This window comes from Peptacetobacter hominis, from assembly GCF_006861675.1.
Lineage (GTDB): Bacteria > Bacillota > Clostridia > Peptostreptococcales > Peptostreptococcaceae > Peptacetobacter > Peptacetobacter hominis.
Window position 1 is genome coordinate 19,480 of the sequence record NZ_SGJB01000016.1, and the last position, 21,674, is coordinate 41,153.

At 31.2% G+C, this 21,674-nt stretch carries 21 protein-coding genes, 1 tRNA gene and 1 other RNA gene; 18 read left to right on the plus strand and 5 right to left on the minus strand.

What is annotated here, in order from left to right; translation table 11 throughout:
• Positions 1–33: 33 nt before the first annotated feature.
• Together yfcE and EXD82_RS08270 are read right to left on the minus strand one after the other, a co-directional pair.
• Positions 34–603 carry a phosphodiesterase gene (gene yfcE, locus EXD82_RS08265; protein WP_142536446.1) on the minus strand — a complete coding sequence of 190 codons (570 nt, stop codon included), beginning with the start codon at positions 601–603 and terminating at the stop codon, positions 34–36.
• 14 nt (positions 604–617) lie between these two features.
• Positions 618–1,421, minus strand: a complete 804-nt coding sequence (locus tag EXD82_RS08270) for an NAD(+)/NADH kinase (protein ID WP_142536447.1) — start codon at positions 1,419–1,421, stop codon at positions 618–620.
• 123 nt (positions 1,422–1,544) lie between these two features.
• Between EXD82_RS08270 and EXD82_RS08275 the strand changes: the two genes are divergently transcribed.
• From EXD82_RS08275 to EXD82_RS08300, 6 genes are read left to right on the plus strand one after another with little or no spacing between them, the layout of a single operon-like run.
• Complete coding sequence (locus EXD82_RS08275; RefSeq protein ID WP_142536448.1) at positions 1,545–2,414, plus strand: ATP-binding cassette domain-containing protein; 870 nt, start codon at positions 1,545–1,547, stop codon at positions 2,412–2,414.
• Positions 2,407–3,117: an ABC-2 transporter permease gene (locus EXD82_RS08280; RefSeq protein WP_174919206.1), complete on the plus strand. Its 711-nt coding sequence runs from the start codon at positions 2,407–2,409 to the stop codon at positions 3,115–3,117. The genes EXD82_RS08275 and EXD82_RS08280 overlap by 8 nt, the downstream gene beginning before the upstream one ends.
• Positions 3,118–3,139: 22 nt before the next feature.
• A complete protein-coding gene (locus tag EXD82_RS08285; protein WP_142536450.1) occupies positions 3,140–3,673 on the plus strand; it encodes a hypothetical protein in 534 nt (177 codons plus the stop codon).
• A gap of 11 nt (positions 3,674–3,684) precedes the next feature.
• The gene (locus EXD82_RS08290) at positions 3,685–4,179 is read left to right on the plus strand and encodes a YbaK/EbsC family protein (RefSeq protein WP_142536451.1); all 495 of its coding nucleotides are present in this window, start codon (positions 3,685–3,687) and stop codon (positions 4,177–4,179) included.
• A 17-nt stretch (positions 4,180–4,196) separates the two neighbouring features.
• Complete coding sequence (locus tag EXD82_RS08295; protein ID WP_142536452.1) at positions 4,197–5,102, plus strand: RluA family pseudouridine synthase; 906 nt, start codon at positions 4,197–4,199, stop codon at positions 5,100–5,102.
• Between the two features lie 25 nt (positions 5,103–5,127).
• Entirely contained in the window at positions 5,128–6,132 is a 1,005-nt protein-coding gene (locus EXD82_RS08300) for a nucleoid-associated protein (RefSeq protein ID WP_142536453.1), read from the plus strand.
• Positions 6,133–6,190: 58 nt separating this feature from the next.
• Here EXD82_RS08300 and acpP read toward each other — a convergent pair whose 3' ends face one another.
• Positions 6,191–6,418: an acyl carrier protein gene (gene acpP / locus EXD82_RS08305; protein WP_142536454.1), complete on the minus strand. Its 228-nt coding sequence runs from the start codon at positions 6,416–6,418 to the stop codon at positions 6,191–6,193.
• Between the two features lie 315 nt (positions 6,419–6,733).
• Here acpP and EXD82_RS08310 point away from each other — a divergent pair, with 315 nt between their 5' ends.
• The 4 genes from EXD82_RS08310 (at position 6,734) to EXD82_RS08325 (ending at position 9,902) form a co-directional block, all read left to right on the plus strand.
• Positions 6,734–7,744, plus strand: a complete 1,011-nt coding sequence (locus EXD82_RS08310; protein WP_142536455.1) for a LacI family DNA-binding transcriptional regulator — start codon at positions 6,734–6,736, stop codon at positions 7,742–7,744.
• 85 nt (positions 7,745–7,829) lie between these two features.
• Positions 7,830–8,017: non-coding RNA, 6S RNA (gene ssrS, locus EXD82_RS08315), on the plus strand.
• A 175-nt stretch (positions 8,018–8,192) separates the two neighbouring features.
• A complete protein-coding gene (gene pdxR / locus EXD82_RS08320) occupies positions 8,193–9,614 on the plus strand; it encodes a MocR-like pyridoxine biosynthesis transcription factor PdxR (RefSeq protein WP_142536456.1) in 1,422 nt (473 codons plus the stop codon).
• A 24-nt stretch (positions 9,615–9,638) separates the two neighbouring features.
• A complete protein-coding gene (locus EXD82_RS08325) occupies positions 9,639–9,902 on the plus strand; it encodes a DUF896 domain-containing protein (RefSeq protein WP_142536457.1) in 264 nt (87 codons plus the stop codon).
• 53 nt (positions 9,903–9,955) lie between these two features.
• Here EXD82_RS08325 and EXD82_RS08330 read toward each other — a convergent pair whose 3' ends face one another.
• Positions 9,956–10,906: a selenium metabolism-associated LysR family transcriptional regulator gene (locus tag EXD82_RS08330; RefSeq protein ID WP_142536458.1), complete on the minus strand. Its 951-nt coding sequence runs from the start codon at positions 10,904–10,906 to the stop codon at positions 9,956–9,958.
• A 341-nt stretch (positions 10,907–11,247) separates the two neighbouring features.
• Here EXD82_RS08330 and EXD82_RS08335 point away from each other — a divergent pair, with 341 nt between their 5' ends.
• From EXD82_RS08335 to EXD82_RS08365, 7 genes are all read left to right on the plus strand, one after another.
• Positions 11,248–12,201, plus strand: a complete 954-nt coding sequence (locus EXD82_RS08335) for an ABC transporter permease (protein WP_142536459.1) — start codon at positions 11,248–11,250, stop codon at positions 12,199–12,201.
• Positions 12,191–13,150, plus strand: coding sequence for an iron chelate uptake ABC transporter family permease subunit (locus EXD82_RS08340; protein ID WP_142536460.1), 960 nt, complete (start codon positions 12,191–12,193; stop codon positions 13,148–13,150). Before EXD82_RS08335 ends, EXD82_RS08340 begins: the two co-directional genes overlap by 11 nt.
• On the plus strand, positions 13,147–13,902 hold the full coding sequence (locus EXD82_RS08345; protein ID WP_142536461.1) for an iron ABC transporter ATP-binding protein: 756 nt from the start codon (positions 13,147–13,149) through the stop codon (positions 13,900–13,902). The genes EXD82_RS08340 and EXD82_RS08345 overlap by 4 nt, the downstream gene beginning before the upstream one ends.
• A 23-nt stretch (positions 13,903–13,925) precedes the next feature.
• On the plus strand, positions 13,926–14,873 hold the full coding sequence (locus tag EXD82_RS08350) for a siderophore ABC transporter substrate-binding protein (RefSeq protein ID WP_142536462.1): 948 nt from the start codon (positions 13,926–13,928) through the stop codon (positions 14,871–14,873).
• A gap of 103 nt (positions 14,874–14,976) precedes the next feature.
• Positions 14,977–16,167: a molybdopterin molybdotransferase MoeA gene (locus EXD82_RS08355; RefSeq protein ID WP_246082038.1), complete on the plus strand. Its 1,191-nt coding sequence runs from the start codon at positions 14,977–14,979 to the stop codon at positions 16,165–16,167.
• Positions 16,168–16,182: 15 nt separating this feature from the next.
• Positions 16,183–16,749 carry a molybdopterin-guanine dinucleotide biosynthesis protein B gene (mobB, locus tag EXD82_RS08360; RefSeq protein WP_142536464.1) on the plus strand — a complete coding sequence of 189 codons (567 nt, stop codon included), beginning with the start codon at positions 16,183–16,185 and terminating at the stop codon, positions 16,747–16,749.
• A 13-nt stretch (positions 16,750–16,762) separates the two neighbouring features.
• Positions 16,763–18,463 (plus strand): ABC transporter ATP-binding protein, encoded by a 1,701-nt coding sequence (locus EXD82_RS08365; RefSeq protein WP_142536465.1) that lies wholly within the window; start codon positions 16,763–16,765, stop codon positions 18,461–18,463.
• 295 nt (positions 18,464–18,758) lie between these two features.
• On the opposite strand, the gene EXD82_RS08370 is transcribed toward EXD82_RS08365, so the two are convergent.
• Positions 18,759–18,838, minus strand: a tRNA-Leu gene (locus EXD82_RS08370).
• 174 nt (positions 18,839–19,012) lie between these two features.
• On the opposite strand from EXD82_RS08370, the gene polA reads away from it, so the two are divergent.
• Positions 19,013–21,670, plus strand: a complete 2,658-nt coding sequence (gene polA, locus EXD82_RS08375) for a DNA polymerase I (RefSeq protein ID WP_142536466.1) — start codon at positions 19,013–19,015, stop codon at positions 21,668–21,670.
• The last annotated feature ends 4 nt before the right edge of the window (positions 21,671–21,674 follow it).

Sequence of the window (21,674 nt, forward strand, 5' to 3'; positions counted from 1 at the left end):
CCCTGCAGGAGCAGGGATTAATCATATATAAAGCTATATTTTTTCGATTTTTTCTCCTGTTTCTATGTTATAGAAATCTATGTCTATATTAACTTCATCTTCATTGTCTTCATCAGGAAGAATTTCCACAACAGCAACAGAATGAGTTCCATCTTTTGGAATCGAAGTACTTCCAGGGTTTATTATAATCAGGCTTTCATCAAAAGAAAGTTCTTTGACATGAGTATGACCAAGTACGAGAAAATCCGCATTCATTTTCTTTGCATTTTCTATAATTACCTCTTTTGATTCAGTATAACCGTGATTTACAACAAATCTGAATTCATCAATCTGTGCAAGTGCATAAGGAGCCTGGATAGGATGCTCAAGTACCATCTGGTCGACATCAGCTTCACAGTTTCCTTTAGCAAATATTATATTTGCAGTGCTGTTAAGTTTTTCAGTAAGTTCCTTTGGATTATATCCTTCAGGAAGATCATTTCTTGGACCATGATAAAGTATATCTCCTCCATGAAGCAGAAGGTCACAGTCTTTAAGTATTTCCATTGCTTTATCAAAGTAAAGCGAACTACCATGAGTATCGCTAAGTAATCCTATTTTCATATAATACCTCCAAATTATAGGAATTTTTTTGAAACTCTATTCCAGAACTCATAATCTGAAAGTCTAAGAAGTTTCAACTTTATATCAGATGTATATATTTTTATGTCTGATATTTTTTTGTGTCTGTGTTCAATACCATCTATTACTATAAGGATAGAATCTTCAAATCTATATTCGGGAACAAGCCTTATCTCAGTATCTTTAGGTACAATTATGCTTGATGTAAAGCTTCTGTAAGCATTTGTATTTATAGGAGAAAGTGGAGTAAGCTGCATAACTTCAACATTACAGTCGATAATACTTCCTCCGGCAGAATATGAATATGCAGTAGAGCCGGTCTGTGAGCATATTATCATTCCATCACCGCTGAAATTTTCTATCTTTCTGTTATTCACATAAAGTCCGAGATGAACTGTTCTCGACATATCGCCTTTTACACAGATTTCGTTAAGTGCATAAAAATCCCAACAGCTGGATTCTGTACATATCATAGCCTGCAGAGTAGGGACTTCCTGTATTATATAATTTCCGTTTAAATAGCTTTCTATAAAAGCATCTATTTCATCAGGCATTACCTCCGGGAAAAATCCAAGGTGACCTGTATTTATTCCAACAACAGGAATTTCAGGATAATCAAAATCTCTTACAGTTCTAAGAAATGAACCATCTCCTCCGATACATACAATTAGTTCCGTCTCAGGATGAAGTTCGTTAGATACTTCAAAGCCCGCATTTACAAGCTTTCTTTTTAAAAGTTCCTCTGTCTCAATAGATTTTCCTATAGTATTTGAGTTTACTGTTATAAGCCTTTTTTTCATAGATTCACCTCTTCTTATATCAGTATAGCATATCTTTGAATATTTTCTATCTTAATATTTGTATAAATATTAAAAATCTGTAATATCGTGATATAATTAAAGTACATGCTGGGAGGTGGACACTTGTTAAAGATAGAAGGATTAAAAAAGACGTTTGAAAATTTTAAAATAGATAATATAAGTTTTGAGGCAAATCCCGGTGAAATAGTGGTTGTCATAGGTGAAAATGGATCTGGAAAGACGAGTCTTATCAATATGATAATGGGAATGTTTAAAGCTGAAGATGGTGTAATAAGAGTAAATGGTATAACTGAGGATGAGGATCCAATAGGATATAAAAATTCGATAGGTTTTGTCTACGATGAGTTTAATTTTTATCAGAATTTAAAACTTAAAGATTATAAGAAAATAGTATCCATGTTTTATAGAAATTTTGATGATGATAAGTATGAATTTTATTTCAGAAATGCAAGACTGGATCCTGAGGAGAAGATAAAACATCTCTCAAAGGGACAGTGTGAGATGCTTATGATAGCAACAGCGCTTAGTCATCATGCAAATCTTATAATACTCGATGAGCCGGTGGCCGGTCTTGATGAAAATGTAAAACATGCTTTTCTTCAGTCTCTTAAATCATATGTGAAAAAAGAGAATGCAGCGGCTGTAATTTTTACGCACAATATCAACGACCTTGAAGATATATACGATAAAGCTGTATATATGGATAAGGGAAGAATGGTAATAGATATGACAAGAAAAGAAATAATAAGAGAGTTCAGAATTATAAGAACCAGTGAAGATATTATAGAAAGCATAAAAGCAAATGTAATCGGAGTTGAAAGATATAAAAATTACTGTGAAGCTTTGGTAAAAATATCTGGGAATAGTGATGTAAGAGATCTTCTTCACAATGCTGATGTGTATAAAATAAAAAATCCTGATATAAATGATATTATCTATTATTACAGATTGGGGGGAAGAAGAAATGATTAACCTCATCAAGAAGGATATTATAGTATATATAAAATCAGAAAGAATAAAAATGTTTAAATATCTTATAGCATTTTTACTGATGTATCTGTTTTTAAATGATATATCCTATTATGGAATACCTGTTATATTTACATATTTTATAATGATAGGTATTTTTTCTGGTGACAGTGAAAATAAGTCTATAAGATTTATAAGAAGTATGCCTGTAAAATTGGATGAAATAGTGTATTCGAGATATCTTATGTGCATAGGAACGCTTATATCATCTATAATAGTTACAGACCTGGTATGTAATTTCTTATCGAATTATATGTTTAGACCGGTTGTTATGAATGATGTATTTTTTGCTGTGGATATATCTCTTGTAATAATGTCCATTGCACAACTTCTATTTTTTAGATTTGGATATGATTATATAAAAATTGCAGCAGCAGGTATTGGAATAGCTGTATTTGTACTGTATGGTTCTTTTCTTAAGGTTGTAGCTGAAAAAGTATATCTTTTGAATGCGGGAACAACTATACTTAAAACAGGATATTATGAAACTGATACCGTGTTTACACAAATGTTTGAAGGAGTTTCTGCATATATAAATACAACATTTATAAATATGTACAGTATGACAGTACTTGCATTTATAATATATCTTATATCTATGAGAATTTCTATAAAATTTATGAATGGAAATAGATATATTAAATAGATGAAAATTAGGTGAGAGAAAGATGAGTAAGTTTATAAAAATATCTGGATTTATGTTTCTTATAATTGTACTCTTTATAAGTGTTATGCAGCTTTTTCTGGGAAATACAATGGACGTAAGAGACTATGAATCAAAAAATCTGAATGAAGTTGTAGTAAAATTCGATTCTAAAAAGAGTGTAGACCGGGGAGTATGTGTAAGATTTAGAATATATAATAATAGTAGATATCACTATATGCTTGATAGTTCTGTAATGAAGTTTGAAAGTATTGCTCCTGGAAGTGATGATATAAAATCGGATCTTTATCTAAGTATTGATACAGAAAACAGCAGCTGGAATTATAGAAGTTATTCATATGGAATTGCTCCAAAAGATGAAGGATATATGGAGTTTATTATTCCTAAGGGGATTTCTTTTGATAGGAAATATTTTGCACTTGATTCTACAACAGTGGAATACAGAGGAAGTTTTATGGTAGAGGTTCCTTTATTTAAGGGATTCAGAATACCTGTTGAATATAATAGTGGTATATGGAGACCACAGACTATAGAGTAGGGGGAAAAGATATGTCAATTGATAAAGTGAGAGATTATATGAAAAAATTTGGAAGAGAAAATGATATAATAGAGTTTGAAAAATCTAGTGCAACAGTTGAACTGGCAGCAGAAGCTGCAGGTGTAATACCGGCAAGAATAGCAAAAACACTTTCATTTAAAGGTCCTGAAGGGGCAATAATAATAGTTATGGCAGGAGATGCAAAAGTAGATAATAAAAGATATAAAAAAGAATTTGGACTAAAAGCGAAGATGCTTACTGCAGATGAAGCCGTAGAATACACTGGACATATAGTTGGGGGAGTATGTCCTTTTGCAATAGAGAGAGATGATGTGGATGTATATCTTGACGACTCAATGAAGAGATTTGATACTGTATTTCCTGCAGCAGGAAGCAGTAATTCAGCTATAGAGCTTAATTGTGATGAACTTGAAGAGCTTTCATCAAACTTTGTAAAATGGGTGGATGTATGCAAAGGCTGGAGAGAAGATGAAAGCAATAATTAGAAAGGAAAGGTTTTAATTTGTTTAAAAAAGAACAACAGAGATATGATCTGATATCATATACAAGTGATGAGAATATAAAACTAAAGGATTTACTTATAGATAAACTTAATTTTTCTGTAAGATCAATTTCAAAAATGAAAAGAGAAAGAACCGTTACAGTAAATGGAGTATTTAGAAAACCATCTCTTGATGTAAAATCAGGTGAAACCGTAGAAATAAAAATAGATGAGGAAATGTCCTCTTTTGTACCACAGAAGATGGACAATATGGATATTTTATATGATGATTTTGACATTATAATGGTGAATAAACCTCCGTTTATGGTTGTACATCCGACAAAAAGTCATGCAGATATGACAATGGCTAATGGTGTTACAGATTTTGTAATATCAAAGGGAGAAAAAGTTAGAATAAGATTTGTAAATAGACTCGATATGAATACATCAGGACTTGTCATAGTTGCAAAAAATGCTTATGCGCATCATATTATGTCGACTGACATGTCAGAAAATGCAGTTGAAAAAAAATATATAGCTGTTGTAAAAGGTATTATAGAAAATAACCACGGAACAATAAATGCACCGATATACAGACCGACAGATGATTCTATTAAAAGAGTGGTAGATGACAGGGGGCAGGAATCTATAACTCATTATAATGTAATAGAAAGACTTAATGATGCAACTGTAGTTGAACTTAAGCTTGAAACTGGAAGAACTCATCAGATAAGAGTTCATCTGTCTCATATTGGTCATGGAATAATCGGTGATGAACTTTATGGATATGTTGATGAAAAACTTATTAAAAGACAGGCTCTTCATGCCTATAGCCTGAAATTTATGCAACCCAGAACCAGAGAAGAGCTTGAGTTCAAGGCAGAAATACCGGAGGATATGATGTCTCTTATAGAAAAATTAAGATAGAAAAATATGTTTAGAGGTGGATAATTTGATAATACATAAATTTATAGTTCATGTTCTTGATAAGAACAGTGAGGTTCCTATACTTAATGATTTTGAAGGAAAAGTCAATCGGGAAGTAGAAGGATTTTTTCAAAAGATGATAAAAAGAGTAACAAGGGATGACGATTTAAGAAATGCAATATTTAAAAATTATTCTGATAACCTTGTTAGAAAATGCTGTGAACAGATAATATATGATGAAAATACATTTGTTGAAAACTCAAAGGAAATTGCAGCATATATGTTCGATATAATGAAGGTAAACAGCGATATGGAATCATGTGATATGGCGGTATGTTTATATACCGTAAAAGAGGAAAAATATGTTGCTGTAATAAAACTTGATTATAAAAGACTTTATACACATTCAATAGAATTTGTGGATGATAAATTCAATATACAGATTGTATCAAATGAAGTGGGAATGCAGGAAACACAGAGAATAAAGCAGGCTGCACTTATAGGTGCAAATGGTATAAATGACGAATATCATTTCAGAGCTCTTGATAAGGATTCTGAAAAGAGTGGTAATCCATCTAAGTTTATAGGAGAATTTCTTGAAAGTGAAAAAGTAAATGACGACAGATACTCTACAAAAGTATTTAAGACTTCTGCTGATAACTGGATAACAAATGCAATGTCTTCGGATATAAAACAGGCTGAAGATGCAAGAAGTATATTAAATTATACTCTTAAAGAGCAGCAGCAGGTAAATATAGAGGAATTTGCTCAAAGAGCCATAAAAGATGATGAACTTAAAGAGGGATTCATCGAAATGATGGAAGAAAAAGGTATAGATGAATCTTTTAGTATAGATAAAAAATGGATTGAGAAAAAACTCAAAAAAAGAAGTATAAAAACAGATAGTGGATTTGATATAAAGGGAAATCTTACTGATTTTGAAGATCCGATGAAATACAGTATAAAGAAAAATGAAGACGGTACAGTTGATATAATTATAAAAAATGTATCATTTTTTGAAGAAAAGTAAATATATAAACGATCTGATAATATAAAAGGAGCAGAAATTCTGCTCCTTTTTCGTTTTATTATTTATTTTCTTCTATGTATTTGCATATATCTCCTATGCATTTAAAGTTTTCAGCTTCTTCATCCGGAATTTCTATATCAAATTCATCCTCAAGAGCCATTATTATTTCAACAGCATCCAGAGAATCTGCTTCAAGGTCGTCAATAAGTGATGAATCCATAGTTATATCATCCATATCGTCAAGTCCAAGCTGTTCAGCTATTATTTCTTTAATTTTTTCAAACATATTGTTTCCTCCTGCGATAATATTATAACTTTAAGAGTAGTGTAATATATAAAGTGATAAATTTCAATAGTTAATTTGCAATGAAGTTCATATTGATTATAAAAATTTTACAATAAAAGTTTTTAAAAATGAAAATTTATGGTATTATATACTGTATCTTGAATGATGCACGATAGAAATAACGTTTTCTTGTTGGAACTTTGGTATGGATAATGTATAATATTATTAGCCAGAGAGTGAAAATATATGCAGATGAAACTTAAGAATTTAAAGTTGCATATTTGTAATACAAAATATAAAAAGGAGGCCTTTAACATGAAAAACACAGTTACAATAAAAGACGTTGCAAAAAAGGCTGGAGTATCGATATCGACTGTTTCAAGGGTAATAAATGATTCAAAACCTGTAACAGACGAAATAAAGCAGAAAGTACTTCAGGTAATAGAAGAAACAGGATATGTTCCAAACCCTCTTGCCAGAAGCCTTGTAACAAAAAGAAGTCAGCTTATAGGGGTAGTTGTTCCAGAGGTTTCTGACTCTTTTGTAAGTGAAATACTTAATGGTATAGAAGAGATTGCAAGAATGTATGATTATGATATACTTCTTTCAAATACATATTCAGATAAAGAACAGGAAATGAAAAGCATAAATCTTCTTAGAGCAAAACAGATTGAAGGTATGGTAATGATAAGCTGGAACCTTGAAGAAGATCATGTTGATTTTATAAAGAAATGTGGAATACCTACTACATATATAAGTAAAACTGCCAGAGAATTTGATGTTCCTACAGTAAGTGTAAATAATGAATCAGCAACTTATGATATGACTAAACATCTTATAGAAAAAGGGCATAAAAAAATAGCTCTTGTTATGACAAGTCCTGCGGATACTGCACTTGAAATGGAAAGACTTTCAGGATATAAGAGAGCTTTATTAGAAAGTAATATAGAGTATAATGAAAGTCTTATCAGATATGCTGATGTTGATTATGCAAAAGGATATGAAGCTGCAACTTCAATACTTGAAGGAGATATAATACCTGATGCGATATTTGTAACAGGAGATGAAGCTGCTGTAGGTGCAATAAATGCAGCATTTGATAAGGGATATAATGTTCCTGATGATATATCTGTAGCAGGATTCAACGACGTAAAAATAGCAAAAGTTTATAGACCAAAATTAACAACAGTTCATCAGCCTCTTTATGATATGGGAGCAGTTGCCATAAGAATGGTAATAAAAATGATAAAAGGTGAAGAAGTAGAAGAGAAAAAGGTTGAACTTCCGCATAGAATAGAAGACAGAGACAGTGTAAAGAATAGATAGAAGTATGATGTATACATAAAAATATTATATATTAATATGTAAAATAACTTTAAAAAATTTTACAATTGGTATATAATAGATATAAGAAATTCTGGAGCATTCGACAGGGTCTTTCTAAATTCAACCGACAAAGTTAATTCGGGAGTTCGGGTTTATATGAAAGTATGATATAGCTTCTTTTTAAGGAGAAAATCAGAAATGATATAGCAGGACACCCACCTGGGAGTATCTCGGGTATGAATTTACAGTTACCCACGGTGTTCTGGGAATAAAAAGCATTGCTTTTGCAATGCTTTTTATTTTTATATTAATAAATTTAAAATTTCAATAATCATAAGATAAGCTTGTTTACACTCACTAATAAAAATATGATTAAAAAATGTATATAATTTTTATAAAATCTGATATTATATTATAAGGCAATTAATAACTGTTAGGTTGTGATAATGTGGATAAATACTTATTGAATATAGAAAATACAGGTAAAAGTAAATATCTTCAGGTATATAATCATATAAAAAACATGATACAGAATGATATGATAAAAGAAGGAGAAAAGCTTCCACCGATAAGAAATCTTTCAAAAAAACTGGGTATAAATAATACGACAGTTGTAAAAGTATATGAACTTCTTGAAAAAGAAGGATACGTATATAAAATTGTGGGAAGTGGAACCTTTGCGTCAAGAAAGAAGCGGTTATCAATAAGTGAAAAAAATGCCAGTAATACAATTATGTTTGGAAGTGGAAACCCTTCAGGAGATATGTTTCCGGTAAATGAGTTTAAATCTGCTGTCAATATGGCTCTTGAAAAGGAGGGCAGTAGAATTTTTGAGTATGATGACGGAATGGGAAGCATAAATTTAAGGACAAAGTTATTGGAATATCTTGAAGGACTGAATATAAAGACAAAGGTGGATAACATACAAATAATATCCGGAGCTCAGCAGGGAATAGATATAGTATGTAAAGGAATAATAAACTATTCTGATGTTGTATTTGTTGAAGAACCAACATATAGTGGGGCAATCGAAGTTTTTAAAAGCAGAGGTGCCAGAATAATACCGATACCTATGCTGGATGATGGAATAGATATAGGAATTCTGAAACTTAAACTTGAAAAGATAAGACCGAAAATGATTTATGTAATGCCAAATTTTCAGAATCCGACAGGTATATCATATACTGAATATAAAAAGAAAAAACTTATAGAACTTTCAGAGGAGTATGATTTTTATATACTCGAGGACGATTTTATAAGCGATTTTTCATTTAATTCACAGGATAACAGAACAATGAGAAGTTATGACGAATCAGGGAGAGTCATATATATAAAAAGTTTCTCAAAGATTTTTATGCCGGGTCTGAGAATAGGAATGATAGATATACCCTCAGAGCTTATGGATAGAATTCTATGGGCAAAATATTCTACAGATATTTCAACACCGGGCTTAATACAGGAATCTTTATACTATTATATGAATAATTTTAAATGGGATGAACATATGAAGTCTATGGAACATATATATAATGAAAAATATAATACCGCCATGGATAGTATAAATGAGTATTTTCCCGGAAAAATAAAGGTTAGGAAATCTTCTGGTGGAATCAATTTTTTCTGTGAACTTCCCAAAGGGTATTCTTCAAAAGAATTTTCAAGATATCTTAATAATAATGGAATACAGATTATACCGGGATACAATTTTTTTGAGAATATTATTGATGATAGATTTTTTAGAATAAATATAGCAGGAGAAAGTGTTGATAATATTAAAAAGGGTATAAAACTTATAGCAGAGTATTCAGATGAATTTCTAAGATTAAAACCTAATGAAAATATAAAAGAAAGTAATAAAATATTTTATTGATAAAAATACGAAAGGATGAAAAATATGATAGATCAGAAACTTATAAACAGAATAAATGAACTTGCAAAGAAAAATAGAGAAGATGGGCTTACACCAGCAGAAGAAAAGGAAAGAGCAAAACTTAGAAAGATATATCTTGAAGAGTTTAAAAAAGGATTCAGACAGAGACTGGATAGTATAGAAGTGGTATCTCCTGAAGAATATGAAAGAAGAACAGGTAAGAAACCAGGTAAAAGATGTAGTATGTGTGAGGTAAAAGTAGAAGAGAAAATAACAATTGAAAACTAACAAAAAAGTCTAACTGAGATTTCAGTTAGACTTTTTTTATTAATATTATTTAATTACTGCTCTGATTTTTTTGATTTATGAGCTTTAGATTTCTGAGGTGTGTGGCTTATTCCAAAATATTCACAAAGCTCATTAAGAAACTTGTTCTCAAGAGGTGTAAAAGTTTTTTTCTTTGAATATATAAAATAGAATTTACGTAAAAATTCAACATTTTTTATATGATATGCTTTTATTTTTCCACTCTCTATATATTCGGCAGCTGAAATTTCCGAAATAAAAGAAACTCCAAGTCCCATTCTAACCATTTCTTTTATAGATTCATTTGATTCTACATGTGCAAGAATATTCATTTTAGATGTTGAAAAACCATTTTTTTTCAGTGTTTTGAAAATAAGGTCTCTAGTACCTGAACCTTCTTTTCTCATTATAAAATTCATATTATAAAGTTCATCTAGCTCTATTTCTCCATTGTTGTTCTCAATTTCAAGATCATTTGGAGCTATAAGGACAAGTCTATCATCTATAAGGTTCATATATTTTATTTGAGGATTGTTTATTTTTGAACCTACAAGTCCAAAACTTACTCTTTCATTAAGTATTTCTGATATTGCAAACCGTGAATCATAGTGACTTATGCTGAATTTTACATCTGGATATGTTGAAGAAAAATTTTTCATGAACTGTGGAAGAATATAGGTTTCTGGTATTGAACTACAAGCTATGTCTATTAATCCTTCTATTTTTCCCGAATATTCTTTTATATCATAAATAGCTCTTTTGCAGTTATTAAGAATATAAATTGCATGATCATAAAGTATTTTTCCTGACTCTGTAAGAGTTATACTCTTATTACTTCTGTTTACTAAAACAGTTTCAAGTTCATTTTCAAGATTCTGTATATGTGCACTTACTGTAGGCTGTGTAAGAAAAAGTTCTCTTGATGCCTTTGAAAAGCTTTGATGTTTAACAACAGCCACAAATACCTCAAGCTGTTTAAGATCCATATGGAATCCCCCTTACTTAATTATAGATAAAAAATAAAATTTTAATATTCCAATCTATAATATTATATCATGCTTAATGATAAAAAAACTTTTTTAAAAACCGTATAGAAAAAAACTATACTTAAATAATTTCATATAGAAAAAATATAGTTCTAAGATGAATATTAAGCTATACAAGAAAACGATATTATATAAATACTAAAAAATAATAATGAATAATAGAATAATAATTGAAATTATATACAAATAATCACATATAAATTAAAAAATATTGACACGAAAAAAATAAGATGCTAGAATATAATTCGAAAATGAAAATCAATATCAAAAATGGAGGGAAGATGAAAAGAGTTTATATAATATCATTGCTTATATTTATGTCATGGATTTCTCTTTTTACTGGAGTTACAGATATAAGCATATCGGGAATTATATCAGGAAATAACCATGAAACAATGGTAATGACAATAAGTAGAATACCTAGACTTTTAAGTATAATAGCAGCCGGAGCAGGTATGAGTATAGCCGGTCTTATAATGCAGAATATAAGCAGAAATAAATTTGTATCTCCTACAACAGGAGCAACACTTGATTCTGCTCAGCTTGGAATAGTGATAGCTATGATTATTATTCCAGGTGCATCAATTATGGCAAAAGTGTCAGTTGCATTTGTATTTGCAATTATAGGTACAGGACTTTTTATGAGTGTACTTGGTAAAATAAAATTTAAAAATTCTATATTTGTTCCGCTTGTAGGAATAATGGTGGGAAATGTAATCGGCTCTGTAACCAGTATGCTTGGATATAAATATAATCTGAGTCAGAATGTAAGTGCATGGATGCAGGGAGATTTTTCCATGATAATAAAAGGTAACTATGAAATTTTATATATAACCATACCACTTATATTTATAGCATATAAATATGCACATAGATTTACTATCGCAGGTATGGGAGAGGATTTTTCAAAAAATCTTGGTCTAAGTTATAAAAAGACAGTAAATACAGGGCTTGTAATAGTTGCTCTTATAACAGTATGTATTGTAATAACAGCTGGATCAATACCTTATATCGGACTTATAGTTCCAAATATAGTTTCAATGTATAAAGGTGATAACACAAAGAATATAATAATGGATACTGCACTTACGGGGATAATATTTGTTATGGCGTGTGACATAATTGGAAGAATAATAATATATCCTTATGAGATAAGTATAGGTCTTACAGTAGGTGTTCTTGGAAGTATAATATTCCTTTATCTTATAACGAGGAGGTCATCGTATGTATCTTAAAAATACAGTTTCCAGATGTAGCGTAATTCTTTTGTTTGCAGTTGCTGCAATAGTTCTTTATATGTACTATGGAATAGACATGAATCATTTTAATTATGCAATGAGTCTTAGAATACCAAAAGTATTGGCAATAATTATAGGTGGAGTATGTATAGCATCTACAACTGTTATATTTCAGACGATAACTCACAACAGAATCCTGACTCCCGGAGTGCTGGGACTTGATTCAATGTATGTTCTTATTCAGACAGTAATAGTATTTACGCTTGGCTCAACAAGTACACTTATAGTTAACAAAAATATAAATTTTATTATCAACGCGGTGATAATGATAATCGCATCCATGTTGATATATAATATAATGTTTAAAAGAAATAAAAGGGAAATATATTTTGTTGTTCTATCGGGGATGATATTTGGAACGCTGTTTAAAAGTGGAACATCTTTTATGCATATGGTAATTGATCCTAATGAATATCTGGCACTTGAAAGCAGTATGATAGCGGGGCTTAACAATATAAACGTAGATGTAGTACTAATAACTATCGTTCTTCTGGTAGCAATAGTACCGTTTGTATATGATGATATAAAATATCTGGATGTGGTATCTCTTGGAAGAGAAAACGCAATAAATCTGGGTGTTGATTATGACAGAATAGTAAGAAAGATGTTTCTTGTAATAGGTATAATGATATCGATATCGACGGCACTTATAGGACCTCTCACATTTCTTGGTCTTATAGTTTCAAACATAGCCAGAGAAGTGCTAAAGACCTATAGACATGGATATATGATAGCCGGAGCAATATTTATATCGATATGTATGCTCGCTGGAGGACAGTTTATGGTACAGCATATATTTGTATTTGAAACTACACTTGCGACAATACTGAATTTTGTTGGAGGAATATATTTTATATACATACTAATGAAGGAGAAGGCTCTATGATAAAGATTAGAAATTTGACAAAGTCATATAATGGGAAAAAAGTTGTAGATAATGTATCTGTAAATATAGAAAGAGGGAAAATAACTTCTCTTATAGGACCAAATGGAGCAGGTAAAAGTACTGTTTTATCTATGATAACAAGACTTATAAAACCAGACTCTGGAGAAGTAATAATAGATGGAAAGAAGATATCAGAATATGACAGCAATAGTCTTTCTAAAAAAATAGCGATACTTAAACAGTCAAACAATATAGATGTAAAACTTAGAGTAAGAGAACTTGTGGAGTTTGGGAGGTTTCCATACTGCAAGGGAAATTTAGGAAAAGAGGATCACAGACTTGTAGATGAAGCTATAGAATATATGCAGCTTGAAGATATTCAGGATAAATATCTTGATGAGTTAAGTGGTGGGCAGAGACAGAGAGCTTTTATAGCGATGGTGATAGCCCAGGATACAGAATATATACTTCTTGACGAACCGTTAAACAATCTGGATATGTATAATTCATCCAAAATGATGAAAGTGCTTAAAAATCTATGTAGAGATCTGAATAGAACTATTGTTATAGTTCTTCATGATATAAATTTTGCTTCATGTTATTCAGATAACATAGTAGCTTTAAAAAATGGAAAAATTGAAAAGGAGGGTTGTACAGAAAATATAATAGAAAAAGAAACTTTGGATAATATTTATGAAATGGATTTTACTATAAAAAATATAAATGGTAACAGAATATGTGTATATTTCTAATATACAGAGAAAAGAGGTAGATTATGAATAAAAAAGTCGCGGCAATAGCAGCAGTTATAATAATTATAATAGTAGGAGTATTTGCGTATGCTCAGAAATCGGATAATAAACCGTCAACGTCGGAAAATACATCATCTGAAAAAATAAAAATAGTTCACTCTCTTGGAGAAACTGATGTAGCAAAAAATCCTGAAAAAGTTGTGGTATTTGATATACCAACACTTGATACTATGAATGCATTAGGAATAGAGTCAGTAGTAGGAGTCCCAAGCAGTATATATCCGGAAAATCTGAAGAAATATGAAAGTGATGAATATGTAAATGTAGGTACACTTAAAGAAATAAATATGGAGGCGATAAAATCTGCTCAGCCGGATCTTATAATAATAGGAGGAAGACAGGCGGATTACTATGAGGAACTTTCAAAAATAGCACCTACAATATCTATGTCAAAAGACAATACAAAATACTATGAGGATTCAGTGAAAAATATAAAACTTATAGCAGAAATATTCGGTTGTGAAGATGAGGCAAATAAAAAACTTGAAGAAATAGATTCAAAAATAGCTAAGACAAAAGAAAAAGTAAATGGAGCTGAAGCGCTTACACTTATGGTAAATGAAGGAAATCTGAGTGTATACAGTGATAACTCAAGATTTGCACTTGTATATCAGAATCTTGGATTCGTTACAGCGGATGATACTATAGAGGATTCAACTCATGGACAGAATGTATCATTTGAATATCTTGCAAAGGTAAATCCGGAATATATACTTGTTATAGACAGAAATATGGCCACAAGTGGGGAATCTGCTGCAAAAGCGGTGTTGGATAACGATATAGTCAAATCAACTGATGCATATAAAAATGGAAAAATAATATACCTTGATGCGTATACATGGTATATAAACGATGCAGGACTTGATTCTATAAATATAATGATAGATGATATATACTCAAATATAAAATAATCTGTATAATAAAGGAGGTGCTTATGCATCTCTTTTATATTTATAAAAATATTGATATATGTTATAATATCAAATGAATTGTTTAGAGAGGAAAGTGTTGGATATGGTATCTGTCGATGAAGCTGTGGATATTCTTTTGGAAAAAGTTAATATAGAGAGGATAATTGAAGAAAAAAATATCAAGGATATTTATGGTTACATAGTTGCCGAAGATATAGTATCGGATATAAATATACCTCCATTTGACCGTTCGCCATATGATGGATATTGTTTCTGTGCGGATGAAAATAAAAAAAGATACGAGGTTGTCCAGACAATATACGCCGGAGATATAGGAGGTAAAATTGAGTCAGGAGAATGCGCTGCAATAATGACAGGGGCAGCTATTCCTGATGGGGCTGATACCGTTATAAAAAAAGAAGATGTAAAATATATCGACGGATTTATAGAGTTTGAGTGTGATATAAAAAAAGGACAGAATATAGTTTTATGTGGTGAGGATGTCTCAAAAGGAGAAAAAATTCTTGCAAAAGGAGATATTGTGGATTCGGGAAGTATAGGAGTCCTTGCCTATGCGGGAATAGAAAAGATAAAAGTTTTCAAAAGACTATCTGCAACTATAATAAATACTGGAAGTGAAGTTATTAATCCAGGAAATAAATACGAAAATGGGAAGATATATAATGCCGGAGGATACATACTTTATTCAAAACTGAAATCATACAGGGCAGATGTATCTGATATTGTACTATGTGAGGACGATATAGAAAAAATATCCGACACTATAGAAAAAAACATGATTTCATCAGATATAGTTATAACAACAGGTGGAGTTTCTGTAGGGGATAAGGATTTTATGCCTGAGGTTATAGAAAAGACAGGAGCGAAAATTATATTCAGAAACGTAGATATAAGACCGGGGGGACTTTGTATCGCTGCTGTAAAAAACAATAAACTTATAATGTGTCTTTCAGGAAATCCAACGGCAGCGGTTTCTGTATTTGACAGTGTAATCTCTGAATTTCTGAATGTGACTTCAGGAAAAGGGAAAAAGAAAAAAACACAGGCGATATTCAAAGGAAGATTTGATAAAAATTCAAAAAGAGATAGATATATAAATGGATATGCATATATTGATGATACGAAATTATATGTAAGAGCAAATGATGATTGTTCAAGAAAAGCCAGGATGTTTTCAGGAATAAAAAGTAATTGTACTATAAGAATAAAATCGGGGACAAAGCCAGTAGATGGAGATATTGTAGATATAATTCCGTTCCCTGAATTTATATAGACTATGAGGTAGTTTATGAAAAAAATACAAAGAATAATATCTGTAAGCGGATATTCAAACTCAGGAAAGACGACACTTATATCTGAAATTATAAGAGAACTAAAAAACAGGAATTTAAAAGTAGGTTTAATAAAACATTCACATCATGAAATTGAGACAGGCGATGAGAAAAAAGATACCGGCAGACAGAGAAAATCCGGTGCAGAAATTACATGTGCTTTCACAGAAAATAAAGCATCTATCTGTATAGAAAAAAATATAGTTGAATATTTTGCGGATATACTGAACCTTTATAAAAACATGGATATTGTAATCATAGAAGGAATGAGTAAATCAAAATTCAGAGGAATAGAAGTATTATCGTATGAGAACTTTATCAAAAGAAATATCAGAAAAGCTGTAGAACCGGAAATTTATTACATTGTGTGTGATAAGTATATAAATACAAATGATATAAAAGAAAAGAATGTAATTCTGTCTTCTGATTATGATAATATAGCGAAAGTATGCGATATTATAGAATGTGGAATAATAAGTGGATTTTATGATATAGATACAGAGAAGATAAAAGAATATATTTAAATAGGAGGAGTTTATGATAAGAAAATTTTTACCATATTATAAACCGTACAAAAAGCTGTTTATAATAGACATGATATGCGCATTTGCAGCATCTATGTGTGATCTTATATATCCTATAATAACGAGAACAATAATGGATGATGTTGTGCCGAACAGAAAATTCAGTATGCTTATTACATTTGCGGTAGTACTGGTTGTAATATTTATAATGAAAGCTGGATTTAACTATTTTATGCAGTATTGGGGGCATGTTGTAGGTGTAAGGATGCAGGCCGACATGAGAGATGATGTTTTCAGACATCTTCAGAAACTGCCTAATACATATTTTGATGAAAATAAATCCGGTGTTACTATGTCGAGAATAGTAAATGACCTGATGGATATAACAGAGCTTGCCCATCATGGTCCTGAGGACCTTTTCATATCTCTTGTAACTCTTGCAGGAGCATTTATTATTCTTATAGGAATCGATATACCGCTTACTCTTATGATATTTGCCATACTTCCAATAGCTACATGGTATATGATAAGAAAAAAAGAAAAACTTGGCGAAACATCTATGGATTCAAGGGTAAAAGTCGGTGAAGTAAATGCAACTCTTGAAAATAGTATAGCAGGTATGAGAGTAACAAAATCATTCTGTACAGAAAAACAGGAACTTGAAAAATTTGACAAAAGTAATAATATATTCAGAACAGCAAGAGAAGGATTCTATAAGGCTATGGCTGAATATTACTCAGGAATGAACTTCTTTACTGATATGCTTGAATGGGTAGCTGTTATAGCCGGTGGATATTATGCGTATTTAGGTACTATAACTCTTGGAGATTTTGCCGCATATATACTTTATGTAAAGATGTTTACTCAACCGATAAAGAAACTTATAAACTTTACAGAGCAGTACCAGAGCGGTATGACAGGATTTGTGAGATTCAGAGAGATAATGGATCAGGAAGTTCAGAAGGAATCTGATAATGCGTATGACCTTGAAAATGTACAGGGAAATATAGATATAGATAATATTTCATTTAAATACGAAGATAATTCAAAGGTTATAAATAATCTTTCGCTTAGCATAGAGAAAGGAAAAACAGTAGCACTTGTAGGTCCTTCAGGTGGAGGAAAAACGACTTTATGCAGTCTGATACCGAGATTCTATGAGATAGATAATGGAGATATAAGAATAGATGGTCACAGTATAAATGATGTAACTCTGAAATCGCTTAGAAAGAATATAGGTGTTGTTCAACAGGACGTATTCCTGTTTACAGGAACAATAAGAGATAATATAATGTGCGGTAATCCGGATGCAAGTGAGGAAGAAATGATAGATGCAGCTAAAAAAGCCAGAATACATGATTTTGTTATGACTCTTCCGGAAGGTTATGATACTTATATCGGTGAAAGAGGAGTAAAACTTTCAGGTGGGCAGAAGCAGAGAATATCGATATCTAGAATATTCCTTAAAAATCCTCCGATAATAATACTTGATGAGGCTACATCGGCACTTGATAATGTTACAGAAAGAGAGATACAGGAGTCTCTTGACGAACTCAGCAAAGATAGAACAAATCTTGTAGTTGCGCACAGACTTTCAACTATAAAAAATGCAGATGAAATAATAGTAATAACAGACGGAAAAATTGCAGAGAGAGGAACTCATGATAAGCTTATAGAGCTAGGGGGAGTTTATGCAGGTCTTCATAGTAAATAATGTGAAATATAAAAATGAATAAAAATAATCATAATATTAAAAATTCACATTACTTTTAAATTAGGTTAATAATAAATTCACACAAAGAGTGTATTATTAAAGCATAGAAAGATTAGCTTTTTCTTAAGAACATAATATAATTACCCTATTAATCTGGCAGCAGTTCTCCCTCACATCCTCGATATTCTGCTGTCAGGTGAAAAAAATCCCGAAAGGGATTTTTTTTTGCTCTGAATAGGGTATATAAATAAAACGCAATAAAAAAACTCTATCGCATAAATACGATAGAGTGAAGTGCCGCTGATGGGACTCGAACCCATATGGTTGCCCGCACGATTTTGAGTCGTGTGCGTCTGCCAGTTCCGCCACAGCGGCTGAATACATAAAATATTATAACAATTAAACATGATATTATCAACCAAAAGTTTGATATATACATAAAAATGAGAATATATTGTAACACTTTAGCACTAAAAAAATCATCTCTATTGTGATAATATAGTATGAGTAGGAATTTTATAAATAAATTTAAAACAGGAGTGATATTGATTGGATAAAAGACTTATTATAATAGATGGAAACTCAATAATAAACAGAGCATTTTATGCGCTTCCTCAGACTATGGACAACAAGGAAGGACTTCATACAAATGCGATATATGGATTTACAACAATGCTTTTCAAGATGATAGAGCTTTATAAACCGACACATATAAGTGTGGCATTTGATAGAAAAGCTCCTACATTCAGACATAAGGCGTATGATGAATATAAAGCAGGAAGAAAAAAAATGCCATCGGAACTTTTTGAGCAGCTTCAGCCACTGAAAGAGCTTCTTGATGCTTTTGATATAAAGAGATTTGAGATAGACGGATATGAGGCAGATGATATAATCGGAACGATATCAAAGTCTGCAGAAGAACAGGGGTATAAAGTATTTATAGTTACTGGGGATAAGGATGCAATCCAGCTTGCATCTGAAAATACAACAACCCTGATCACTAAAAAAGGTGTAGGAGAGGTTGAAGAATACGATTATAATGGTGTAATTGAAAGATACGGTATAACTCCAAGTCAGTTTATAGATCTTAAGGGGCTTATGGGAGATAAATCAGACAATATACCTGGAGTAAGTGGACTTGGAGAGAAAACAGGGTTAAAACTTTTAAAAGAATATAACGATATAGATGGTGTAATAGCAAATGTAGATAATATAAAAGGAGCTATGCACAAAAAAATATCTGAAAATATAGATATAATAATAAAAAGTAAGATGCTTGCTACGATAGTAAGAGATGTACCTATTGAATTTGATGTAGATAGTATGGAGTTTGGACATTTTAATAGAGAAGATGTTATAGAGCAGTTCAGATTTCTAAAATTTACAAGTCTTACAAAAAGACTTTCTGAGATAGCTTCATCGAATTCAGATGAAAATGAAGTAGAAAAACAGACTTTCGAGATAATATACGATGCCGATATAGAAGAAATAGAAAAAAAATCATCAGAAGCAGGGAAAGTTTATATAAAATCTGTATCTGATGGGGGAAACATACTGGAAAAGAATATAATATGCGTATATTTAAGTACAGATGGAGAAAAAATATATAGAATAGAAGATGAAAATGTATCTAAACTTAAAAATATACTTGAAAACGAAAATATACTTAAATACGGATATAATTTAAAAGAAGACTTTACTGCATTTATGCCGTATGAAATAGATATGGATGGAATACATTTTGATATAGCTGTAGCTGAGTATCTGATAGATTCCACATCGTCTACTTCATATGAGTGCAGTGATATAGCTATGAAGTATCTTATGAGAGACATAAAATCAAAAGAAGAGCTTCTTGGAAAAGGAGCAAAGGCTAAAAAATATAAAGATATCGAAAAGGACGCATTATCTTCATATATAGGAGATATAATAAATACCGTAAAAGATGTTGTTCCTGAAATGAAAAAACAAATAAAAGAAACAGAAATAGAGAACCTGTTTGAAAATGTGGAAATGCCACTTGTGAAAGTGCTTGGAAATATGGAATACAAAGGTATAAAAGCTGATAGAGAGATGCTTTCTGAACTTGGAGATGAATTCAGAAAAATAATAGAAACTCTTGAATCAGAAATATATTCTCTTGCAGGTGAAGAATTTAATATAAACTCTCCAAAACAGCTTGGAGTTATATTGTTTGAAAAACTTGAACTTCCTGTAATAAAGAAAACAAAAACAGGATATTCCACAAATGCTGAGGTTCTCGAAAAACTTAGGGATAAACATCCTATAATAGACAAAATAACTGAATACAGACAGATAGTAAAACTTAATTCTACATATGTAGAGGGACTTTCTGCTCTTATAAATCCGATAGATGGAAGAATACATTCCACATTTAATCAGACAATAACTACTACCGGCAGAATTTCATCTACAGAGCCGAATCTTCAGAATATACCTGTAAGAATGGAGATAGGAAGAAGACTGAGAGCTGTATTTATATCAGATGAGAATATGAGACTTGTGGATGCGGACTACTCACAGGTAGAGCTTAGGGTACTTGCACATATGAGTGGAGATGAACATATGATAGAGGCATTTGCACATGGAGAGGATATACATAGGAAAACTGCATCGCAGGTATTCGGAGTAGATATTGAAGATGTTACACCAGAGCTCAGAAGTGCTGCAAAAGCTGTAAACTTTGGTATAATATATGGAAAAACAGATTTTGGTCTATCTGAGGATTTAAAAATACCTGTTACACAGGCAAAGCAGTATATAGAAAGTTATTTTGCAAAATATGATAAGATAAAGGATTTTATGGACAACGTAATAGATACTGCTGAAAAAGATGGATATTCAAAGACAATGTTTAATAGAAGAAGATATATACCTGAAATAAAATCAGGAAATTTTATGGAGAGAAACAGAGGAAAAAGGGCCGCAATGAATGCACCTATTCAGGGAAGTGCGGCGGATATTATAAAAATAGCAATGGTAAATGTATTCAATAGACTTAAGAAAGAAAATCTTAAATCAGAGCTTATCCTTCAGGTGCACGACGAACTTATAGTTGAATCTTATGAAAACGAACTTGAACAGGTTAAATCCATTGTGAAAGAGGAAATGGAAAATGCAGTTGATATGAAGGTTCATCTTGATGTAGACCTGAATGTAGGAATGTCATGGTATGAAACTAAGTAGGTGA

Excerpts from the sequence above, each read along its gene's own strand:
- acpP (WP_142536454.1), bottom strand. The coding sequence starts at position 6,418 with ATGTTTGAAAAAATTAAAGAAATAATAGCTGAACAGCTTGGACTTGAC.
- EXD82_RS08335 (WP_142536459.1), top strand. The coding sequence starts at position 11,248 with ATGAAAAGAGTTTATATAATATCATTGCTTATATTTATGTCATGGATT.
- EXD82_RS08310 (WP_142536455.1), top strand. The coding sequence starts at position 6,734 with ATGAAAAACACAGTTACAATAAAAGACGTTGCAAAAAAGGCTGGAGTA.
- EXD82_RS08355 (WP_246082038.1), top strand. The coding sequence starts at position 14,977 with ATGGTATCTGTCGATGAAGCTGTGGATATTCTTTTGGAAAAAGTTAAT.
- EXD82_RS08290 (WP_142536451.1), top strand. The coding sequence starts at position 3,685 with ATGTCAATTGATAAAGTGAGAGATTATATGAAAAAATTTGGAAGAGAA.
- EXD82_RS08280 (WP_174919206.1), top strand. The coding sequence starts at position 2,407 with ATGATTAACCTCATCAAGAAGGATATTATAGTATATATAAAATCAGAA.
- EXD82_RS08340 (WP_142536460.1), top strand. The coding sequence starts at position 12,191 with ATGTATCTTAAAAATACAGTTTCCAGATGTAGCGTAATTCTTTTGTTT.
- EXD82_RS08270 (WP_142536447.1), bottom strand. The coding sequence starts at position 1,421 with ATGAAAAAAAGGCTTATAACAGTAAACTCAAATACTATAGGAAAATCT.
- EXD82_RS08285 (WP_142536450.1), top strand. The coding sequence starts at position 3,140 with ATGAGTAAGTTTATAAAAATATCTGGATTTATGTTTCTTATAATTGTA.
- EXD82_RS08365 (WP_142536465.1), top strand. The coding sequence starts at position 16,763 with ATGATAAGAAAATTTTTACCATATTATAAACCGTACAAAAAGCTGTTT.
- yfcE (WP_142536446.1), bottom strand. The coding sequence starts at position 603 with ATGAAAATAGGATTACTTAGCGATACTCATGGTAGTTCGCTTTACTTT.
- EXD82_RS08330 (WP_142536458.1), bottom strand. The coding sequence starts at position 10,906 with ATGGATCTTAAACAGCTTGAGGTATTTGTGGCTGTTGTTAAACATCAA.
- EXD82_RS08325 (WP_142536457.1), top strand. The coding sequence starts at position 9,639 with ATGATAGATCAGAAACTTATAAACAGAATAAATGAACTTGCAAAGAAA.
- EXD82_RS08345 (WP_142536461.1), top strand. The coding sequence starts at position 13,147 with ATGATAAAGATTAGAAATTTGACAAAGTCATATAATGGGAAAAAAGTT.
- mobB (WP_142536464.1), top strand. The coding sequence starts at position 16,183 with ATGAAAAAAATACAAAGAATAATATCTGTAAGCGGATATTCAAACTCA.
- EXD82_RS08350 (WP_142536462.1), top strand. The coding sequence starts at position 13,926 with ATGAATAAAAAAGTCGCGGCAATAGCAGCAGTTATAATAATTATAATA.